Consider the following 19866-nt stretch of genomic DNA (forward strand, 5'->3'; position numbering starts at 1 on the left):
TGCCGTGTACTACCTCAGACTCGCCCGCGGCTACCGCGCCCTCGACCTCGCCCGCTGGCTGCTCACCGCGACCGCCGCCGCCGTGGTCGCCGCCTTCCTGCTGCGCGCCCTGGGCCGCGCGCTGAACGGCACCGGGGGCAACCTCGAACGGCTGCTCTGGTGCCTGCCGCCGCTGGCCGCCGTCGCCTGGTTCGCCGCCGCGGCGGCCCGCGCCGTCCCGGCCCAGCACCCCGAGCGGATCACCGGCCTCACCGCCGCCGGCGCCGGTCCGGCCCGGATCCGGCTGCTGGTGGCCGGTGAGATCGCGCTCGCCTGCGCGCTCGGCTCCGCGTTCACCCTGCTGCTGTTCCTGATCCTGCGCAACGACATCGCCGGGCCCTCGCTCGCCCCCGACCTCGGCATGGGCGTCCCGTTGCCCCCCGCCGCCCCGGTCGCCCTGCTCGCGGTCCTCCCGCTGGTCGCCGGCGTCTCCGCCGCCTGCGCGATCCGCTTCCCGGAGAGCCTCCCGGGCCGGCCCGCCGAGCCCGTCCGCACCCGGTACGCCCCGCTGCGGCTGCTGCTGCCCGTGCCGGTGCTGCTCGCCGGGCTCGGCCTGGAGCTCTACGGGCTGCGCCCCGACGCGACCGACGCCGAACGCACCCTCGCCCTCCCCGGCGGGCTCCCCGCCACCAGCCCCGCGCTGCTCATCGGCTGGGCGCTCACCGCCGTCGCCCTCGGCCTGTGGACCGGCCCGCTGCTGGCCCTCGCCGGACGGCTGCTCGCGCTGCGCCGGCCCGAGCCGCTGCGCCTGCTGGCCGGCCGCGGCCTCACCGCCCGGGCCCGCGGCCTCGGCACCCCGCTGGCCGTCCTCACCGCGCTCCTCGCGCTGCTGCTGGTCGCCTGGCGCAACTGGGCCCGGACCGACACCGAGGTGCCCGTCCTCACCCTGGTCGAGGGCGCCCTCGTCCTCGCCTGCGCGGTCGCGGCCCTCGCCGCCCGGCTGCACGAACTGCGCGCCGACCGCCGCCCGGCCCTCGACGCGCTCGACCGCCTCGGCACCCCGACCGGCCTGCTCGCCGGCACGGCCGCCCTGCGCGCGCTCGCCGCGGGCGGCGTGCTGCTGCTGACCGGCGGGCTGACCGTGCTGCTCTGCCCGCTGCTGTGACGGCGGGCGACGCGACGGGGCCCGGGGAGGACGCGTCCTCCCCGGGCCCCGGTCGTTCCCGCAGCGCTCAGCCCGCGGCGGCCAGCTGCCCGCAGGCGCCGTCGATCTCCTGGCCGCGGGTGTCGCGGACGGTGGTGGGCACGCCGTGCGCCTGCAGGCGGCGGACGAACTCGCGCTCGTCCTCCGGGCGGGAGGCCGTCCACTTCGAACCCGGCGTCGGGTTGAGCGGGATCAGGTTCACGTGCACCCGGCGGTTCTTGATCAGCCGGCCGAGCAGGTCCGCGCGCCACGCCTGGTCGTTGATGTCCTTGATCAGCGCGTACTCGATGGACACCCGGCGGCCGGACTTCTCCGCGTAGTTCCACGCGGCGTCCAGCACCTCGTCGACCTTCCAGCGGGTGTTGACCGGCACCAGCTCGTCGCGCAGTTCGTCGTCCGGCGCGTGCAGCGACAGCGCGAGGCGGCAGCTCAGGCCCTCGTCCGCGAAGCGGTGCATGGCCGGGACCAGGCCGACGGTGGAGACGGTGATGCCGCGCTGGGAGAGGCCGAAGCCGTCCGGCGCCGGGTCGGTGAGGCGGCGGATCGCCGACAGCACCCGGTTGTAGTTGGCCAGCGGCTCGCCCATGCCCATGAACACCACGTTCGACAGCCGGGCCTCGCCGCCGGGGACGGCCCCGGACTTCAGGTCGCGCATGCCGGACGCGATCTGCTCGACGATCTCCCCGGTGGACAGGTTGCGGGTCAGCCCCGCCTGCCCGGTCGCGCAGAACGGGCAGTTCATGCCGCAGCCGGCCTGCGAGCTGATGCACATCGTGACGCGGTCCGGGTAGCGCATCAGCACCGACTCGACCAGCGTGCCGTCGAACAGCTTCCACAGCGTCTTGCGGGTGGCGTCGTCGTCGCAGGACACGTGCCGCACCACGGACATCAGCTCGGGCAGCAGCGCCTCGGTCAGCTTCGTCCGGCTCGCCGCCGGAATGTCCGTCCAGGTCTCCGGGTCCGCGGACATCCGCCCGAAGTAGTGGTTCGACAGTTGCTTCGCGCGGAACGGCTGTTCGCCCAGCTCGGCGACGGCCTCCTTGCGCTCGGCAGGGCTGAGGTCGGCGAGGTGTCGCGGGGGCTTGGCGCCACGCGGCGCGACAAAGGTCAGTTCTCCGGGCTTAGGCATGGTCCGTCCAGTGTCTCAGATCCGGGGAACCGGTCCGCGTCCCCTGGGCGGCCCATGGAGTTGAACGCGTTCAAATCATCTGGGACGATCATCTCCGGCGAGGGACGGGCGCTCCGTCCGCCGAAGAGGACTGGGGGTCCCGATGCCGGACGACGAGGAGCAGGCGGCCGGAGCGAGGACGCGGGCGGGCCACCCGGTGCACCTCTGGCGGTGCTCCGTGGCCTGGGCCGCCTGCACGACGCCCACCCCCTGGCTCGCGGTCCTCGCCTTCGCCGGGTCCCCGCTCTCCTGGGGGGCGATCCTGCTGGGCGGCAGCGGCAGCCTCCTGTACGGCGCCCACCTCGGGCACCGTAGGGCGTGGCTGCCCTCGCTCCTCGCGGTGGACGCCGCCGCGCTCCTCCTCATCGTGGAGGCGGTCTGCCTCACCGGGCCGATCGACGACATCGGCGTCGCGATCTCGAAGGGGGTGCCCGCCGGAATGGGGCTCGCGGCGTTCGCCGTGCTGCCGCTGGCCGCCGGTCTGCTCCTCGGGTGGGCCCCGTCCTGCCTCCGGGACCTGCGGAAGCGCTGCTCCCGGCCCCGTCGGCGGCCCGCCCTCCGGTGACGCGGACGGCCCCCGGACGCGGTGGCGTCACGGGGGCCGTCCGAACCGACTCGTCCGGTGCTCAGCTGCCGACGAAGACCGCGAGCAGCAGCCAGACCACCGGGGCGGTGGGCAGCAGGGAGTCCAGCCGGTCCATGATGCCGCCGTGGCCGGGGAGCAGGGTGCCCATGTCCTTGATGCCGAGGTCACGCTTGATCATCGACTCGGCGAGGTCGCCCAGGGTCGCGGTGACGGCGGCGCAGCCGCCCAGGATCAGGCCCTGCCACCAGCTGCCGTCGTCGATCAGGTACTCCATCAGCAGCGCGCCCGCGATCATCGACAGGCCGATGCCGCCGGCCAGGCCCTCGCGGGTCTTGCCGGGGCTGATGGACGGCGCGAGCTTGTTGCGGCCGAACTTGTAGCCCACGGCGTACGCGCCGGTGTCGGAGCAGACGGTGACCACCAGGAACAGCAGGATCCGCCAGGCGCCGTCGTCCGCGGCCAGGATCAGCGCGACGAAGGTGGCCAGGAACGGCACGTAGAAGGCGGTGAAGACACCGGCCGTTATGTCGCGCAGGTAGTTCTCCGGCGGGGTCGCCATCCGGGCGACCATCATCGCCAGGCCGGTCACCGCGAGGATCGCGGCGGCCCACTGGCCGCCCTCGAAGTAGCCGGTGACGACCATGCCGACGCCGCCGATCAGCAGCGGGACCTGCGGGACGCGGACGTCCTTGCGCTCGGCCAGCCGACTGGTGAGCTCCCAGATGCCGACGGCCACGGCGGCCGCGACGACCACCATGAAGACCGCCTTGACCACGAACAGCGAGGCCGCGATGACCGCCCCGAGTCCGACGCCCACGCCTATCGCGGCGGGCAGGTTGCGGCCGCCGCGCGGCTTGCGGGGCTGCTGGTCGGTCTGGGCCACGGGGCTCTCCTGGGCGGGGGGCATGAACTGAGTCTGTGCCGCGCCGCCCCCTCGCCATGCCGGGGGCCGCCGCGCGTGACCCGTTTGGTGTCGGCCGGGTCGGGCCACCGGTGCCGTCCCGGTCGGAGCGGGTTCGGGCCCGGGTGGAACCGCGCCCCGGGCCGGGCGGTCGAGCCGCCGGTCCGGGGCGCTGCGGGCTGGGTCCGGATCAGACCTCGAGCAGCTCGGCTTCCTTGTGCTTGAGCAGCTCGTCGACCTGCGCCACGAACTTGGCGGTCAGGTCGTCGAGCTCCTTCTCGCCGCGGCGGCCGTCGTCCTCGCCGATCTCCTTGTCCTTGACCAGCTTGTCGATCGCGTCCTTCGCCTTGCGGCGGATCGAGCGGACCGAGACCTTGGCGTCCTCGCCCTTGCCGCGGGCCTGCTTGATGTACTCGCGGCGGCGCTCCTCGGTGAGCTGCGGGAGCACCACCCGGATGACGGAGCCGTCGTTCGACGGGTTGACGCCCAGGTCCGAGTCGCGGATCGCGGTCTCGATGGCCTTCAGCGCGGTCTTGTCGAACGGGGTGACCATGGCCATCCGCGGCTCCGGAACGGAGAACGAGGCCAGCTGGTTGATCGGCGTCAGGGCACCGTAGTACTCCGCGACGATCTTGGCGAACATCGCCGGGTGCGCGCGCCCGGTGCGGATGGCGGCGAGGTCGTCCTTGGCGACGCCCACGGCCTTCTCCATCTTCTCCTCGGCTTCGAGGAGGGTCTCATCGATCACTGTCTGCTCCCTGTCCGGTTCATCTGCTGTTGTCCCGTCCCGGTGCCCCGGACGGCTGTTGCTGCTCGGAGCCCCGACGCCTAGGCCCGGGCGGAATCCTCGCTGATGAGTGTGCCGATCTTCTCACCCTTGACCGCACGGGCGATATTGCCCTCGGCGAGCAGCTCGAAGACCAGGATCGGCAGCCCGTTGTCCTTGCACAGGGTGATCGCGGTGAGGTCGGCGACCTTGAGGTCGCGGGAGATCACCTCGGTGTAGTCCAGCGCGTCGAACCGGACCGCGGCGGGGTTGGTGCGCGGGTCGGCGTCGTAGACGCCGTCCACGCCGTTCTTGCCCATCAGCAGGACGTCGGCGTGGATCTCCAGGGCGCGCTGCACGGCGGTGGTGTCGGTGGAGAAGTACGGCATGCCCATCCCGGCGCCGAAGATCACCACGCGACCCTTCTCCAGGTGCCGGATGGCGCGCAGCGGCAGGTACGGCTCGGCGACCTGGCCCATGGTGATGGCGGTCTGCACCCGGGTCTCCATGCCCTCCTTGATCAGGAAGTCCTGGAGCGCGAGGCAGTTCATCACCGTGCCGAGCATGCCCATGTAGTCGGAGCGGGCCCGGTCCATGCCGCGCTGCTGGAGCTCGGCGCCGCGGAAGAAGTTGCCGCCGCCGATGACGATGGCGACCTCCGTGCCGGCCCGGACCACCGTGGCGATCTCGCGGGCGATGGCGTGCACCACGTCCGGGTCGACGCCGAGGCCGCCTCCGCCGGCGAACGCCTCGCCGGACAGCTTGAGCAGTACCCGGCGGCGTGCACCGCCCGGCGCGGTCTCCTGCGTCTCCTGCATGGACTTTCTCCTTCTCCGCCTGCTGGTCAGCAGATCTGCAAAGTGCTGGTCACGGTGCCGGGTGTGCGGACCCGGCGCCGTGTACACGAGAGGAGGCCACTGCCGCGGGAACCGGTACGGTCTCCTGCACGGCAATGGCCTCCTCGTCGTTCATGGTGCCGACACCGCCCCCGGGGTGCTGGGGGCTCGGCCGGCGCGCTCCTCCGTCCTCGCGGACGGGTGCGGTCCTCCTACTTTATGTCCGGCACGGGCCGGCAGGGGCGGGACGGACCGCGGGAACGGGTCTCAGGCGCCGACGCGGAAGCGGACGAAGCGCTTGAGGGTGACGCCGGCCTCGTCGAGGACCTTGGCGACGGACTTCTTGTTGTCCTTGGCGAACGCCTGCTCCAGGACGGCGTTCTCCTTGACGAAGCCGGTGACCCGACCCTCGACGATCTTCGGCAGGGCGGCCTCGGGCTTGCCCTCCTCGCGGGCGGTGGCCTCGGCGACGCGGCGCTCGTTCTCGAGCTCCTCGGCCGGGATCTCCTCGCGGGAGAGGTACTTCGGCGCGAAGGCGGCGATGTGCTGCGCGACGTCCTTGGCGGTCTCGGCGTTCTCCTGGTCGAGCTCGACGAGGACACCGATGGTCGGCGGCAGGTCCGGGTCCGACTTGTGCAGGTAGACGCCGACGAAGCCGTCGCCGTCGAACTGCGCGAAGCGGCGGAACACGATCTTCTCGCCGAGGGTCGCGTTGGCCTCGTCCACGAACTGCTGGACGGTCTGGCCCGGGTTGATCTCGGAGGCCAGGGCGGCGTCCAGGTCGGCCGGGGAGGTGGCGGCCACGTGGGCGGCGATCGCGTCGGCGACCTCGACGAACTTGCCGCCCTTGGCGACGAAGTCGGTCTCGCAGTTCAGCTCGACCAGGACGCCGGACTTCTTGTCCTCGGCGATCAGCGCGGCGACGGCGCCGTTGGAGGCGTCGCGGCCCTCGCGCTTGGCAACGCCCTTCTGGCCCTTGATGCGCAGGAGCTCGACGGCCTTCTGGACGTCGCCCTCGGCCTCGTCCAGGGCCTTCTTGCAGTCCATCATGCCGGCGCCGGTGAGCTCACGGAGCTTCTTGACGTCCGCGGCGGTGAAGTTCGCCATGGTTGTGATCTCTTCTCACGTCTCGCGTGTCTGCGTGGGAAAGTGCCGGGGTCCGGGGTGCGGACCCCCGGCACGGGAGAGAGGGGCACCCACCGGCTCAGCCCGGCCGGTGCCCCTCGCCCTGGTGGTGCGTCAGGCCTGCTCGGCCTCGGCGGCCGGAGCCTCGACAGCCTCGGCGGCGGCCTCGGCCGGAGCCTCGGTGGCGGCCTCAGCGGCGGGGGCCTCGGTGGCGGCCTCAGCGGCGGGGGCCTCGGCGGCCTTCTCGCCCTCGAGGATCTCCTTCTCCCAGGCGGCCAGCGGCTGGTCGGCGCCCGGCTCGGCCTTGGCGTCGCCCTTGGCGACACCGGCGCGGGACTTCAGGCCCTCGGCGACGGCGTCGGCGATCACGCGGGTCAGCAGGGTGACGGAGCGGATGGCGTCGTCGTTGCCCGGGATCTTGTAGTCGACCTCGTCCGGGTCGCAGTTGGTGTCGAGGATCGCGACGACCGGGATGTTGAGCTTCCGGGCCTCGCCGACCGCGATGTGCTCCTTCTTGGTGTCCACGATCCAGACGGCGCTGGGCACGCGCTGCATGTCGCGGATACCGCCGAGGGTCTTCTCCAGCTTGTCGTACTCGCGCTGGAGGACCAGGAGCTCCTTCTTGGTGAGGCCGGAGCCGGCCACGTCCGTGAAGTCGATCTCGCCGAGCTCCTTGAGGCGCTGCAGGCGCTTGTAGACGGTCGAGAAGTTGGTCAGCATGCCACCCAGCCAGCGCTGGTTGACGTACGGCATGCCCACGCGGGTCGCCTGCTCGGCGATGGCCTCCTGGGCCTGCTTCTTGGTGCCGACGAAGAGGACGCTGCCGCCGTGGGCAACGGTCTCCTTGACGAACTCGAAGGCGCGGTCGATGTAGTTCAGCGACTGCAGGAGGTCGATGATGTAGATGCCGTTGCGCTCCGTGAAGATGAAGCGCTTCATCTTCGGGTTCCAACGACGGGTCTGGTGACCGAAGTGGACGCCGCTCTCCAGCAGCTCCCGCATCGTGACGACGGCCATGTGCCGTACTCCTCGTGTGTTGCCCGGCGCGCCGTGAGGCAGTTGCATCCTGTGGGGTGCCGGGGTACTCGGTTTTGTCCGTGCCGGTCGGGCGACCGTCACGCCTGACGCCCCGACGTGCCAAGCCGCTCGGCCTGTACGAGGCTTGCGGCCTCGGCAGGCTCGGCGGACCGAGCGGCACTCGCACCGTGACGACCGCTCCCCCGAGGGGGCGGACCGCCGGTGGCGGGGCGTGCGAAGTCGACCCGGCAGACCGGGTCGCGTGTGAAGTGTACGGGAAGCCCCGAGCGACGGGCGACTCCCCGCGTCCCCGATGGCCTGTTCGGCACCGTCCCGGACGGCCTACCGCCGACCGTTCACCCCTGCGGGGGACGGCGGTTGTCCACAGCCCCCGGTCTGTCCACAGCCCGTGGAACCGGCACGCGCGACGGCCGCCGCCGACCCCACCCTGGTGGACGGCACCGGTGAACGCTTCCCGCTGGCGCCACCGGCTCCGCGGGGCGTCCGGGAGTGCGGGATCGACCGGTTCCGGTCGGCCGGTTCGGTCGGCGGCCGGTTCGGGAGGCGGTGGGGAGGTGCGCGGAGTGAGGCGGGTACGTCGGGGGCACCGGGTTCGTCGGGGGTGGGCGGGGTGGTGCGGTACGGCGCGGTGCCGTGCGGTGCGGCGCGCGAAGGGCGGGGCCCGGAAGCGGGTGGCGCGTGCGCCGCTGCGGGCGGCGGTACTGCTGTCGGTGCTGGTGCTGGTGCCGGTGCCGGTGCCGGTGGCGCTCGGCGGGGCCGTGCCGGCGGCGGGGGCGGCTGCGCTCCCGCGGCCGGTCGCGGCGCGCTCTCCCGCGACGGCGGCGGGGTTCCCGGCCGGACGGCCGCGCGCGGTCGGGCCCGGGGCGGGACGGGTGTGGCCGGTGGGCGACCGGTCGGGACTGCTGCGACGCTTCGACCCGCCCCCGACCCGCTGGGCCGCCGGGCACCGGGGGGTGGACCTGGCGGCCGCACCGGGCACGGTGGTGCGGGCGGCGGCGCCCGGAGTGGTGACCTTCGCCGGGCAGGTGGGCGGGCGCCCGGTGGTCGTGGTGACCCACCCCGGGGCGGCCGTTCCCCCGCTGCGGACCACCTACCTGCCGGTGGCAGCCTCCGCACCGGTCGGCACCGCCGTCGCGGCGGGCGACCCGGTCGGGGTGGTGACCGGCGACGCGGGCCACTGCCCGGTCGACTGCCTGCACTGGGGCCTGGTCCGCGGTGACCGCTACCTCGACCCGCTCGCCCTGCTCGGCTCCGGCCGGGCCCGGCTGCTACCGCTCTCCCCGCCCTGATCCGGCGTCAGCGCGCTTTCGCGCCGTCCGTCCCGTCTCCGTCGCCCGCTCCGTCCGCGCTGTCCACGGGGTTGTCCGCCGGACGGTCCACCGGGCGCAGGCCGTCGAGGGCGAAGCGCACCGCGGTGTCGGCGATCTCCTCGACCGCACCGGCCCCGGGCGCGCCGTCCTCGCCGCGGATCCGCTCGACCTGGCGGACCGCCGCCTCCACCACGCCCTGGAGCAGTGAGGCCGCGACACCGGGCCGGGCGTGGCCGAGGTCCTCCAGGGTGCGGACCACCATCGCGGTCAGCCCGGCGTGGGCCGCCCTGATCCTGGCCCGGGCGGCGTCGTCGAGTTCGTACTCGGCGACGGCCACCACGGCGCGGTGCACCGGGTCGGTGGCCAGCGAGACCTGGCCGCGGACGTACGCCTCGATCCGCTCGACCGCGCCGTCCCGGACCGCCATGCCCGCCTCGATCTCGGCGGCCCAGAGCGGGAGGTCGACCGTGCAGAGCGCTTCCACCAGTTCGGACTTGGAACGGAAGTATTCGTACACCGAGGACCTGGCGAGGCCGGTGCGCGCCGCGAGCGCGCCGAAGCTCAGCGCCTCCCGGCCGCCCTCCGCCAACAGGACGCGTGCGGCGTCCAGCAGCGCTGTCTGCTGCAACTGTCGATGCTCGGCCACAGTGGCCGCCCGGATTTTCGGCACGGCCCAACTCTACGGACGCCGACGACCGGTGGGCACGAGATCGGCCTCCCACCGGCCACCGCGCCCCCGCCGTGCCCGGTCCGCCGACCGGGCACGAGGCCGACGGACGGACGCGGGGCCGACGGACGGACGCGGGCCGACGGACGGACGGGTGGGGAGCTACCGGGCGTCGGACATCTTCGCCCGCAGTTGCAGCACCGACTTGGTGTGGATCTGGCTGACCCTGCTCTCCGTCACCCCGAGCACCTGGCCGATCTCCGCCAGGGTCAGGCCCTCGTAGTAGTAGAGCGTCACCACGGTCTTCTCCCGCTCGGGCAGGGTGTTGACCGCCGAGGCGAGCAGCCGCCGCAGTTCGCGGTCCTCGGCGATCTCGACCGGGTTGTCCGCACCGCTGTCCGGGAGCGTCTCCATCAGGGTCAGCCGGTCACCGCCCTCACCCGCCGAGTGCAGCAGCTCGTCCAGCGCCACCACGTTGGCCAGCGACAACTGGCTGAAGATGGTGTGCAGCTCGTCGAGCGAGATGCCCATCTCCGCCGCCACCTCGGGGTCGTGCGGCGACCGCCGCAGCCGGGCCTCCAACGTGGCGTAGGCCCGCTCGACCGCCTTGGCCTTCTGCCGGACCGACCGGGGGATCCAGTCCAGCGCCCGCAGTTCGTCGATGATCGCACCGCGGATCCGGCTGATCGCGTAGGTCTCGAACTTGATCGCCCGGTCGATGTCGAACTTCTCGATGGCGTCGATCAGCCCGAAGACCCCGGAGGACACGAAGTCCGCCTGCTCCACGTTGGCGGGCAGCCCGACCCCGACCCGGCCCGCCACGTACTTCACCAGCGGCGAGTAGTGCAGGATCAGCTGGTCCCGGAGCCCGTGGTCCCCGGTCTCCTTGTACGAGCGCCACAGCGCCTGCAGCGCCGACTGGTCGGCGCCCTTCGCGCGCTCCCCCGCCCTGCTCGCACCCTCCGCGCCGACGCCCGCCCCGGGCGCTGACGCCGGTGCGGGCACCGTCGCACCGGCGCGCCCCACCGTGTCCGCGCCCGCACCACCGCCCGGGGCCCCGTCCGGCGCGCTGCCCGGCCCGCTGCCCGATGCCCCGTCCGGCGCGCCGCTGCGGCCGGTCGGCTTCGCGGGCGCACCCGCACCGGGGCGCGGCACCACCCCCGGCGCGGACTGCTCCGGTGCCGACTGCCCCGGTCCGGGGACGGATCCGGGGCCGGGGACGGATCCGGGGCCGGGGCTGGGCAGCGGCACCGGGAACGGTGCGCTCTGCTGCGCGACCGGGTCCCCGCCCGTTTCCGGCCCCGACGACCTCGACGCCTCCGACCGCTCCGGGGTGCGGGCGGGCGGCGGTCCGCCCGCCTGCCTGCGGACCTGGGCGCTCCGGGCGGAAGGATCCTTCGCCTTCGACCGGGCGCCCCGCTTGGACTGACCGCGCACCGGCCGCGCACCGGCGGACGCCGTCGGGGGCTGGGGCCCGGCACCGGCCGCTCCCGCCCGTCGACCGTCGGCGTCCTGCTCGCCGCGACCGCCCACCGGATCGGCGCCGCTCCGACCGCCCGGTCGGATGCCCGTGCCCGCACCGGCGCCTTCCTCGTCACGCGGCAGAGGCTTCGCCGCCCCGCCGGGCGGTGTCGCCTGCGGGCAGGGCAGCACCTGGCCGGGCCGGTCGGCCGGGGGGCGGGCCGGGGCCGGCCGGGGGGCGGATCCCGACGGGGCGGGTGGACGGGGAAGGGGCGAGGCGGGGACGGAGCGGGGCGGGGACTGCGGGGGCGCGGCCGGGGAGCCGCCCGGTCGCGTCATTCCCACGACTCCCCCGGATCTGGCCCGCAGTTCCGCGGCGTTGTGGGTCTCGGCCCCCGTCCCGTCCGGGGACCGACCGTCACCGGTCACCCTGTGTCCGGGAATGTGAGTGGGCATGCGTTGGTCTGCGCCGTTCTGCCGAGTCATGTGCTGATAGGGACGCCATGAGCGAGCGTAGCGTGACCGAGTCGCTGCACAGTGCTACCGCCACTCGGGCGTCGCCCGATCCGGTGGCAGCAAAGGGCGGCGTCGGCGCGTCGCATCCGGGCGCCCGGGCCGCCCCCGGACGCTCCTGCCCGGCCGGCCCGCCGACCAGCGCGGACCCGCGAGCACCTCCGGGCGGTTCGGCCCGGCCCCTCACCGCAGCGCCCCGGCCGAACCCACAGGCTGCCATCGTCCCTCAACTCGGCTGGCCTCACCTCCTGTTGACCGGTTGACCCACCCGGAACCCATCAGCCTGTCCGACTCTGCCCGAATGTGATCACTTGCGACGCACCAACCTCCAGTGCGCTCCGTGGCGTTCGACGAAGCCGAGCGAACTCAGTTCGTGGAGGTGCTGGACCGTCGCGCTCTCGGAGAGCGCCGCGTAGTGGGCGAGTCGCCGGACCGGCGCGCCGTCCGCGCTGGCGGGCACCGCCTCCAGGACCCTGGCCACCGGCGGCTCCAGCGCGTCCCTCGGCAGGATCGGGCCGACCCGCTCCGGCGCCAGGTCGGCTCCGATCGAGCCGATCAGCTCGCCCACCTCGGCACCGCTGGTGACCATGCTGGCCGCGCCGGCCCTGATCAACGCGTGCACGCCCGCCGAGAGTTCGGAGGTGATCGGACCGGGGATGCCCATGGTGTGCCGGTTGAGGTCCCGCGCCCGCCGCGCGGTGCTGAGCGCGCCGCTGCGGGACGCGGCCTCGACCACCACCGTGCCGCGGGTGAGCGCGGCTATCACCCGGTTCCGCAGCACGAACCTGAACCTGGTCGGGTTCATCCCCAGCGCCAGCTCGCTCACCAGCAGCCCGTCACGCCCGATCCTCTCCATCAGGGCCTCGTTCCCGCGCGGGTAGCAGATGTCGACTCCACTGGCGAGCACCGCGATCGTCATCCCGTTGACCGCCAGCGCTCCGAGGTGCGCGGCGGTGTCCACCCCGTACGCCGCGCCGGACACCACCACCCAGCCCCGCTCGGCCAGTTCGGACCCGAGCTGCCCTGCGACGTGCCGTCCGTACGCGGTGCAGGCCCGCGAGCCGACGACGGCCACCGAGCGCAGGGCGAGCAGGCGCAGCGACGGCAGTCGTTGCGACGGGAGGCCGCGGATCCACAGCCCGACCGGGCGGCTGTCGCCGAGGTCGTCGAGCTGCGAGGGCCACTCGCTGTCGCCCGGAATGATGAACTTCCCACCGAGCTTGGCGATCCGTTCCAGGTCGGCGGCCGGGTTGAACTTTCGCAGTCTCTCCTGGTAGGCGGCGATCCGGTCGGCTCCGAGCCCCAGGTGGCCGGCGGGTGCTCCCTCGTAGAACCCCTGCAGCAACCGGACCACGCCGAGCCGTTGGACCGCCCGGCCGATCGCGGCGTCGCCCGGTTCGATCAGCCTGGTGAGCGCCGCCCGGGAGATCCGTTCGGGCTCGGGCGGATCCGGTGGGACGGTCGGCGCGGCCCACGCGGTGGGGCGGATGACGCGCTGCTCGCCTGGAGCGGTCCGGGCCGGCCCCGCCGGCCCGTGGCGTGAGCGGTGCACGGCCGGTGGTCCGACGCCGCGGCCCGGGTGGCGGAGCCGTTCGCCGTCGCACGCCGCAGGGGCGTCGTCCGGCTCGGGAGCGCCGGGCGGGAGCGGTGGGCGCGAGCTGCCGGACAGGTCGGCGTGCGTGCGGGATACGGGGTGCGTGGTCATCGGTGCTCCTTCTGCTGCCTGTTCCTGGGGTGCGGTCGGTGGCCGCGGTCGGCTACGTATGGCGGTGGACGGCGGCGGTGGACGGGGGCCGGAGGTGCGACGGAGTTGGCCCGTTGGCTTCCTGACGCCGCGAGAGGTGAGGGGCGCTCAGAACTCTTTGGTCTGCTCGGGGCCCGGCTCGACGCCGGTGTCGTCGTAGGGGTAGGGCGGGTCGTTCCTGCGGTCCGTCGGGCGGGCGGCCCGTTGGACGCCGGTGCGGAGGGTGAGTGCGCTCTGGACGTCGGTCCGGTGCGGGCGGTCCCGGCCCGCGAGGTCGGCCACCGTCCAGGCGACCCGCAGGACGCGGTCGAGGCCGCGTGCGGTGAGCAGCCCCCGGTCGAGGTCACGTTCGGCGTCGGCCAGCGCACCGGGTGCGAGTTGCCAGCGCGTGCGCAGTTCGTGCCCGGGCACTTCGGCGTTGGTCCGCCACGGGGTGTCGACGAGGCGAGCGGCGGCCCGCGCCCGGGCCTCCCGCACGCGTGCGGCGACCGTCGCCGTGCTCTCGGCCTTTACGCCCTGCTGCATCAGTTCGGCCTTGGTGACTCCGGCGACCTGCACCTGGAGGTCCACCCGGTCCAGCAGCGGCCCGGACAGTCGGGCCTGATAGCGGTTGACCATGACAGGTGTGCATTCGCACCCTTCTCCTCTCAGTGAGTAGCGGCCGCAGGGACAGGGATTGGCCGCCAGGCAGAGCAGGAAGCGGGCGGGCAGCCGCATCGAGCCCGCGGCTCTGGCGATCATCACCTCCCCCGATTCCAGGGGTTGGCGCAGCGCGTCGAGGACCCGAACCGGGAATTCGGGTGCCTCGTCGAGGAACAGCACACCGCGGTGGGCGAGGGAGACGGCTCCGGGCCTGGGCAGTCCCGTGCCGCCGCCGACGATGGCGGGCATGGTCGTCGAGTGGTGCGGCGCGCAGTAGGGCGGGTTGTCGATCAGGGGCCGGTCGGGCGGGAGCAGGCCGGCCACGGAGTGGATCGCGGTCACTTCGAGGGCTTCGGTGGGTGTGAGCGGCGGGAGCAGGGCCGGCAGCCGTTCGGCCAGCATCGTCTTGCCGGCCCCGGGCGGGCCCTTCAGGTAGATGTGGTGGCCACCCGCGGCGGCGATCTCCAGGGCTCTGCGGGCCTCGTACTGCCCGGCCACGTCGGCGAGGTCGGGTCGGACGGCCGGCTCGGAGCTGAGGTCGCGGACGCCGAGGCCGGGCAGCAGCAGTCCGGCGAACGAGGAGTCGGGGCGGCCGGTGGACGGGTCCGGTGGTTCGTCGGGGACGGGGGCGTTGGTGAGGATCGCGATGAGCTGGCGCAGGCTGCGCACGCCGAGGACGGAGACGCCGGGCACCAGTCTCGCTTCGGCGGCGGTCTGTTCGGCGACCACCACCTGCCGGTAGCCGGCGTCGGCCGCGGCCAGGACCGAGGGCAGGACCCCGCGCACCGGGCGCACCCGGCCGTCCAGCCCCAGCTCGCCGATGATCAGCAGGCCGTCGATCGACGCGGGGTCGAGCCGTTCCGCGGCCGCCAGGACGGCGCAGGCCACCGCCAGGTCGTAGCCGCTGCCGCTCTTGGGCACGGAGGCCGGGGTGAGGCCCACGGTGAGTTTGCGCAGCGGCCACTTCTCCCCGCTGTTGGAGACCGCGGCCCGCACCCGGTCGCGGGCTTCCAGGAGGGCCTTGTCGGCGAGGCCCACCAGGCTGAAGGCCGCGAGGCCGGGTTCGAGGTCGGCCTGGACCTCGACCACGACGCCGTCCACTCCGACCAGGGCCACTGAGCAGGTGCGGGCGAACGCCATCTCACACCGCCCCGCGCAGGTGCTCGACCGCGGCGGCGCCCCTGCGGGGATTGACCACGGCGACCAGGTCGATGCGGACTCCGCCGGGAGGTGGCGGGGCCGGACCGCCGCCCTGCGCGTCGGGCTGCGGTTCGCCGCCCCAGGCCCGCTCGGCGGCGAGGACGAGCCGGGAGAAGTGCACCGGCCAGCGTTCGGCGAGCCAGCGCTCGGCGAGGCGGCGCAGCCGGTCCGCCTTGGTCTGGTCGATCGCCTCGGCCGGCTGTTGGAAGCCGTGTTCGGAGCGGGTCTTCACCTCGCAGATCGCGAGGACGTCCCCGTCGAGGGCGACGATGTCGAGCTCGCCCTCGGCGCAGCGCCAGTTGCGTTCCAGGATGCGCAGCCCGCGTTCGGCGAGCCGTCGGGCGGCGACCTCCTCGCCGTAGCGTCCGAGGCCGTTGGTGGTCGTCTTGTTGGGGTTCTGCACGGCAATCACCTCCGGCCGGAAGGTTGCCGTCACGCGCCGGGAGCGGGCCAGTGGAATGGTCCGGGCTGTGGATAACCCGGGCCTGTGGATAACTCAGCTCACCCGTTCGAGCGACAAATCGAAAAAGGCGCTGGACAGCGCCCGACCGGCGCGGTCAATCTCGGTGACCCGGGCACCGCCGCAGCTCACGGAGGCGTGCGGGGGCCTGGCAGGAGGGCGCGGTCGGCCGCGCCGTCCCCGCCGGGCACCGGCTTCGGCCGGGCGCCGACCGCTCAGCCGCGGTGTGGTCAGTTCCCGAAGGCGGAGTCGTCCGAGGGCAGTTCGAGGTCGCTCTTGGCCAGTTCCTCGATGTTCACGTCCTTGAACGTCAACACACGGACCTTCCGGACGAATCGGGCCGGTCGGTACATGTCCCAGACCCATGCGTCAGCCATCGACACTTCGAAGAACACCTCACCCTGCACCGAGTGCACCTGGAGGTCGTAGTCATTCGTCAGGTAGAAGCGCCGCTCGGTCTCGATCACGTACTTGAACAGGCCGACGACATCCCGGTACTCCCGGTAGAGCTTGAGCTCCATCTCGGTCTCGTACTTCTCGAGGTCTTCGGCACTCATTCCAAGCGTCCCCTCACTCGTCACGTCCACCCCATTGTGGACCACCGAGCCCGTGCTCAGAGCCTTACTGGCGGTTCTGGCGGCCCTTCCGTCAGAACCCGTGCCACCAGTCCGGCCAGTCCGCGCGGGTGGACGGTCTCCCCGGTGGTCCTCAACTCACCCAGCGTCCACCAGCGGAAGGCCAGCAGCAACGCGTGCTCGTCCGTCCCGCCGCGCGGCAGTGACACCTCGGTCCGCTCGGTGCGGGCCAGCCGGAACCACTGCTCCTGTCGGTACTCCCTGCCCCGGAAGGAGAACTCCGCCGTGCCGTACCCGACCAGCGGTCCCCAGTCCACGTCCGTCAGCCCGGTCTCCTCGGCCAGCTCGCGCCGGGCGGCCGCGTCCGGCCCCTCGCCCGGTTCGATGCCGCCGCCGGGTGTGATCCACCAGGTGGTACCGGGCTGCGCCGGGTCCGTTCCGCGCAGCAGCAGGACGCGGTCGTCCGGGTCCAGCAACAGCACCCGCACGGCCCTGCGACGTTCCACCACCTGGCTCGGCTCCGTCCTGAGGCGCTGGGCGCGCCTCCTCAGCGGGACCGGCACCGGCGCCGGCCCGTCGTCCGCGGCGGGCTCAGACCTTGCCCCGCCCCCGTACCCGGCGGGTCAGCGAGACCGCCCAGCCCGCCGCGGAGGCGGCCACGATCAGCACCGCCCCGCCGGCCGACGTCCAGGCGGCGGGCACCAGCGGGCCGGCCTGGTGGGCCCGGGGGCCGCCCAGTCCGTCGAAGGCCGTGGCGCGCGGCTCGAGCCCGAGCCGGGACAGCGGCCGGATCACCGCCTCCACCCGTGCCCTCACCCCGGAGACGGGCACCGAGCCGAACGCCACGTCGAGGTGGCTGCGCGAGTCCAGGGAGTTCCCCCGGAAGTCGCCGAGCAGGAACAGCCGCCCCTCCGGCACGGTGACCGAGAACGCCGTCCCACCCGTCCCGAGGGCGGCCAGGTAGGGCTCGGACACCTGGTGCCCGTTGACGGTGATCCGCCCCTCCGCGTCACCGGAGACGGTGTCCCCGCCGACCGCGACCACGCGCTTGACCAGGGTCGCGGTACCCCAGTCCTGGTCCTGGAAGACCACGATGTCACCGCGGCCGACCGCTCCGCCGGTCCGGGCCAGGACGGTGTCGCCGACCTCCAGGGTCGGGCTCATCGAACTGGTCGGGATCCGGTAGGGCCGGTACTGGAGGGCCAGCACCGCGAAGCCCCCGACCAGCATCACGAAGCCGAGCGCGATCGCCGCGCCCTGCACGATCGACGCGGTGCTCCGGCGGCGGGCCGGCCCCGCCCCGGTGCGCGGTGTCCGCTCCGCGACGCTGCTCATCGGCTCCGCCCTCTCCCGCCTCCCGGCAGCTCCGCCCGCACGGCGGAGGCCGGTCCGCGACCGGCCGTCCCGGTCCGGACAGCGCTGCGGGCCGCGGCACGTGCGAGCAGATTACTCGCCAGTACCACGGCCCGCGCAAGAGGCGTTCCCGGCAGGTCGGTGCCCGGTCAGCGGCGGCGCCGACGCACCCACCACACGGCGGGGACGGCCAGTGCCGCGCCGGCCGTCGTCGGAACGAGCGGTCCGGACGCGAGCCCCTTCTGGTCGAAGGTGTCCGGAACGGGCAGCGTCGCCCAGTCGCCGATCGGCCAGGCCACCACGAACGCGCGGCCGACCACGTTGTCGACCGGCACGGTGCCGCCACCGGGCTGGTCCATGTGGTACCGCGAGTCCAGGGAGTTGCCTCGGTGGTCGCCCATCACCCAGATCCGGCCCTTGGGCACGTTCACCGGCCCGAACGGCTTCTCTCCGCACGGGGTGTTCCCGGGGAAGATGTACGGCTCGTCCAGTGCCACGCCGTTCACCTTGACCGGGCCGGAGCCCTGGCACTCCACGGTGTCACCGCCGACCGCGATGACGCGCTTGATCAGGTCCTTCTCGTCGCTGGACGGCATCAGCCCGATGAAGCTGAACACGTCCTGCACGCCGCGCACGAAGGAGTTGTCGCTGCGCTGGGTCGGCTCGTCGTTCAGCCAGCCGCCCGGGTCCTTGAAGACCACGACCTCGCCGCGCTCCGGCTCGGAGCCGAACCAGGGGGTGAGCTTGTCGACCAGGACGCGGTCGCCGACCTGGAGGGTGTTCTCCATCGACCCCGAGGGGATCGAGAACGCCTGGACGAAGAAGGTCTTGATCACCAGGGCCAGGATCAGCGCGATGCCGATCAGGATCGGCAGTTCCTTCCAGAAGGAACGCTGCTTGGGCGCCTTCTTGGGCGGTGCGGCCGAACTTCCGTCGGCCTCCGCCCCGGCCTCGGCGTCCCGGAGCGCTTCGCCGTCCCCGGCGTGCGCCCCCTCCTGGTTGCCCACGGGTTCCCCGTCGGGCTCCGGAGCACCTGAGCGGGCACCGATCACCAGATCCCCCACGACTTCTCCTCCCTGCTGTGCGGACGCCTGCGCGTCCGCGCTCACCAGTGCCGCACAGCGGGCACCACACTCTGCAGTCGGTCGGGAACCCGTCTCTGGCTTGCCCTACGGAGGCAGACCCGACACCAGGCCGGAACCGAGCACTTCACACTTCTCTATCACTCCCGGTCGACGCGCCCGTGTTCCCACGCGCCGACCACCCTGTCAGTCGGCCACCGGCCCGTCCCTCCGACGCGTCCCGCGGTACCGGACGAGGAGCGGAAGCACGCCCAACACACCCATAACGAGTGGGGGTTCCGCAGGAACCGGCTCGACGGCCGCCGATCCGGCGGCCCGCCCCGGCAAGGAGGAGAGTGAATCGGGAACGTCCAGTTGACCGAAGTGGGAGAGCGGCCAGGCGACCACGAAGGCGCGCCCCACCACGTTCTCCACCGGGATCGTCCCGGAGCCCGGATTGCCCATGTGGTAGCGGGAGTCGGCGGACAGGTCTCGGTGGTCGCCCATCACCCAGAGCCGGCCCTGAGGCACCGTCACCTTGAAGGTGATCCGCGAGGGCGAGTTCCCGGCCGCGATGTACGGCTCGTCCAGCGGCGTGCCGTTCACGCTGACCCGGCCGTGCTCGTCGCAGCACTCCACGGTGTCACCACCGACACCGATCACCCGCTTGATCAAGTCCCGCTCGTCGTCGGAGGGAAGGAGCCCCACCGCGGAGAACAGCGACTTCACGTTCCGCAGCACGGGCCCGTCCGTGGACGGCTTGTGGTCGTTCTCCAGCCAGCCGCCCGGGTCCTTGAAGACCACCACCTCGCCGCGCTCCGGCTCGGCGCCGAACCACGGGGTGAACTTGTCCACGACGACCCGGTCACCGATCTGCAGGGTCTGTTCCATCGAACCGGAGGGGATCACGAACACCTGGAGCAGGAACGTCTTCATCACCAGTGCGATCACCAGGGCGACCAGCACGATCACTGGAAGCTCGCGCAGGAAGGAGCGCCGACTGCGGCGCGCGGCGCGCTTGGCGGTGCGACGGCGCTCGGCGCGTCCCCGGACGGGGCGGGCCTCCGCGTCGTCCCCGCCGCTCCAGCCCCCGTCCCCGTCATCGCCACCGACCCCGCCACAGCCACCGACACCGGCGGCACCGGCACCGGCACCGGCATCGGCGCCGTCCCGGTCGCCCGGGTCCTCGGCCCCGCCGGTGGGGGCCAGGTACACGGACGCGGCCAGGGGATCGGGCTCGGCCCCGGGATCGGACGCGGCGCCGGTGCGGGGGGCGC

At 73.4% G+C, this 19866-nt stretch carries 20 protein-coding genes; 4 read left to right on the top strand and 16 right to left on the bottom strand.

Going from position 1 to position 19866, the window contains the following annotated elements; all coding sequences use genetic code 11:
• The first annotated feature begins 4 nt into the window (after positions 1 to 4).
• Positions 5 to 1144 (top strand): hypothetical protein, encoded by a 1140-nt coding sequence (locus ABD345_RS23240; RefSeq protein WP_344554531.1) that lies wholly within the window; start codon positions 5 to 7, stop codon positions 1142 to 1144.
• Positions 1145 to 1211: 67 nt separating this feature from the next.
• Here the strand turns inward: ABD345_RS23240 and rlmN are convergent, their stop codons facing one another.
• The gene (gene rlmN / locus ABD345_RS23245; RefSeq protein ID WP_344554532.1) at positions 1212 to 2312 is read right to left on the bottom strand and encodes a dual-specificity RNA methyltransferase RlmN; all 1101 of its coding nucleotides are present in this window, start codon (positions 2310 to 2312) and stop codon (positions 1212 to 1214) included.
• Between the two features lie 142 nt (positions 2313 to 2454).
• Here rlmN and ABD345_RS23250 point away from each other — a divergent pair, with 142 nt between their 5' ends.
• Complete coding sequence (locus ABD345_RS23250; protein ID WP_344554533.1) at positions 2455 to 2916, top strand: hypothetical protein; 462 nt, start codon at positions 2455 to 2457, stop codon at positions 2914 to 2916.
• 61 nt (positions 2917 to 2977) lie between these two features.
• On the opposite strand, the gene ABD345_RS23255 is transcribed toward ABD345_RS23250, so the two are convergent.
• The 5 genes from ABD345_RS23255 to rpsB all read right to left on the bottom strand — a co-directional run bounded on the left by ABD345_RS23255 (position 2978) and on the right by rpsB (position 7582).
• Positions 2978 to 3928, bottom strand: a complete 951-nt coding sequence (locus tag ABD345_RS23255) for a phosphatidate cytidylyltransferase (RefSeq protein ID WP_344554534.1) — start codon at positions 3926 to 3928, stop codon at positions 2978 to 2980.
• Positions 3929 to 4028: 100 nt separating this feature from the next.
• Positions 4029 to 4586 (bottom strand): ribosome recycling factor, encoded by a 558-nt coding sequence (gene frr / locus ABD345_RS23260; protein WP_344554535.1) that lies wholly within the window; start codon positions 4584 to 4586, stop codon positions 4029 to 4031.
• An 80-nt stretch (positions 4587 to 4666) separates the two neighbouring features.
• Positions 4667 to 5422: a UMP kinase gene (gene pyrH / locus ABD345_RS23265; protein ID WP_344554536.1), complete on the bottom strand. Its 756-nt coding sequence runs from the start codon at positions 5420 to 5422 to the stop codon at positions 4667 to 4669.
• A 285-nt stretch (positions 5423 to 5707) separates the two neighbouring features.
• Positions 5708 to 6547: a translation elongation factor Ts gene (gene tsf, locus ABD345_RS23270; protein WP_344554537.1), complete on the bottom strand. Its 840-nt coding sequence runs from the start codon at positions 6545 to 6547 to the stop codon at positions 5708 to 5710.
• A gap of 132 nt (positions 6548 to 6679) precedes the next feature.
• The gene (rpsB, locus tag ABD345_RS23275) at positions 6680 to 7582 is read right to left on the bottom strand and encodes a 30S ribosomal protein S2 (protein WP_344554538.1); all 903 of its coding nucleotides are present in this window, start codon (positions 7580 to 7582) and stop codon (positions 6680 to 6682) included.
• A gap of 692 nt (positions 7583 to 8274) precedes the next feature.
• Here rpsB and ABD345_RS23280 point away from each other — a divergent pair.
• The gene (locus ABD345_RS23280; RefSeq protein ID WP_344554539.1) at positions 8275 to 8892 is read left to right on the top strand and encodes a murein hydrolase activator EnvC family protein; all 618 of its coding nucleotides are present in this window, start codon (positions 8275 to 8277) and stop codon (positions 8890 to 8892) included.
• Positions 8893 to 8899: 7 nt separating this feature from the next.
• On the opposite strand, the gene ABD345_RS23285 is transcribed toward ABD345_RS23280, so the two are convergent.
• Together ABD345_RS23285 and whiG are read right to left on the bottom strand one after the other, a co-directional pair.
• A complete protein-coding gene (locus tag ABD345_RS23285; RefSeq protein ID WP_344554540.1) occupies positions 8900 to 9559 on the bottom strand; it encodes a TetR/AcrR family transcriptional regulator in 660 nt (219 codons plus the stop codon).
• A gap of 183 nt (positions 9560 to 9742) precedes the next feature.
• Entirely contained in the window at positions 9743 to 10585 is an 843-nt protein-coding gene (whiG, locus tag ABD345_RS23290) for an RNA polymerase sigma factor WhiG (protein WP_344554541.1), read from the bottom strand.
• Between the two features lie 22 nt (positions 10586 to 10607).
• On the opposite strand from whiG, the gene ABD345_RS23295 reads away from it, so the two are divergent.
• Entirely contained in the window at positions 10608 to 11009 is a 402-nt protein-coding gene (locus ABD345_RS23295; RefSeq protein ID WP_344554542.1) for a hypothetical protein, read from the top strand.
• Positions 11010 to 11861: 852 nt separating this feature from the next.
• On the opposite strand, the gene dprA is transcribed toward ABD345_RS23295, so the two are convergent.
• From dprA to lepB (ABD345_RS23335), 8 genes are all read right to left on the bottom strand, one after another.
• Positions 11862 to 13259: a DNA-processing protein DprA gene (gene dprA / locus ABD345_RS23300; RefSeq protein WP_344554543.1), complete on the bottom strand. Its 1398-nt coding sequence runs from the start codon at positions 13257 to 13259 to the stop codon at positions 11862 to 11864.
• 147 nt (positions 13260 to 13406) lie between these two features.
• On the bottom strand, positions 13407 to 15080 hold the full coding sequence (locus tag ABD345_RS23305; RefSeq protein ID WP_344554544.1) for a YifB family Mg chelatase-like AAA ATPase: 1674 nt from the start codon (positions 15078 to 15080) through the stop codon (positions 13407 to 13409).
• Between the two features lies 1 nt (position 15081).
• Positions 15082 to 15552 (bottom strand): YraN family protein, encoded by a 471-nt coding sequence (locus ABD345_RS23310; RefSeq protein ID WP_344554594.1) that lies wholly within the window; start codon positions 15550 to 15552, stop codon positions 15082 to 15084.
• A 278-nt stretch (positions 15553 to 15830) separates the two neighbouring features.
• Positions 15831 to 16157 (bottom strand): DUF2469 domain-containing protein, encoded by a 327-nt coding sequence (locus ABD345_RS23315; protein WP_030458804.1) that lies wholly within the window; start codon positions 16155 to 16157, stop codon positions 15831 to 15833.
• 56 nt (positions 16158 to 16213) lie between these two features.
• A complete protein-coding gene (locus ABD345_RS23320) occupies positions 16214 to 16681 on the bottom strand; it encodes an NUDIX hydrolase (RefSeq protein WP_344554545.1) in 468 nt (155 codons plus the stop codon).
• Positions 16682 to 16766: 85 nt separating this feature from the next.
• The gene (lepB, locus tag ABD345_RS23325) at positions 16767 to 17510 is read right to left on the bottom strand and encodes a signal peptidase I (RefSeq protein WP_344554546.1); all 744 of its coding nucleotides are present in this window, start codon (positions 17508 to 17510) and stop codon (positions 16767 to 16769) included.
• A gap of 167 nt (positions 17511 to 17677) precedes the next feature.
• Complete coding sequence (lepB, locus tag ABD345_RS23330; protein ID WP_344554547.1) at positions 17678 to 18592, bottom strand: signal peptidase I; 915 nt, start codon at positions 18590 to 18592, stop codon at positions 17678 to 17680.
• 204 nt (positions 18593 to 18796) lie between these two features.
• Positions 18797 to 19804 carry a signal peptidase I gene (gene lepB / locus ABD345_RS23335; protein ID WP_344554548.1) on the bottom strand — a complete coding sequence of 336 codons (1008 nt, stop codon included), beginning with the start codon at positions 19802 to 19804 and terminating at the stop codon, positions 18797 to 18799.
• Positions 19805 to 19866: the final 62 nt, after the last annotated feature.

The organism is Kitasatospora saccharophila, assembly GCF_039529925.1.
GTDB classification, from domain to species: Bacteria; Actinomycetota; Actinomycetes; order Streptomycetales; family Streptomycetaceae; genus Kitasatospora; species Kitasatospora saccharophila.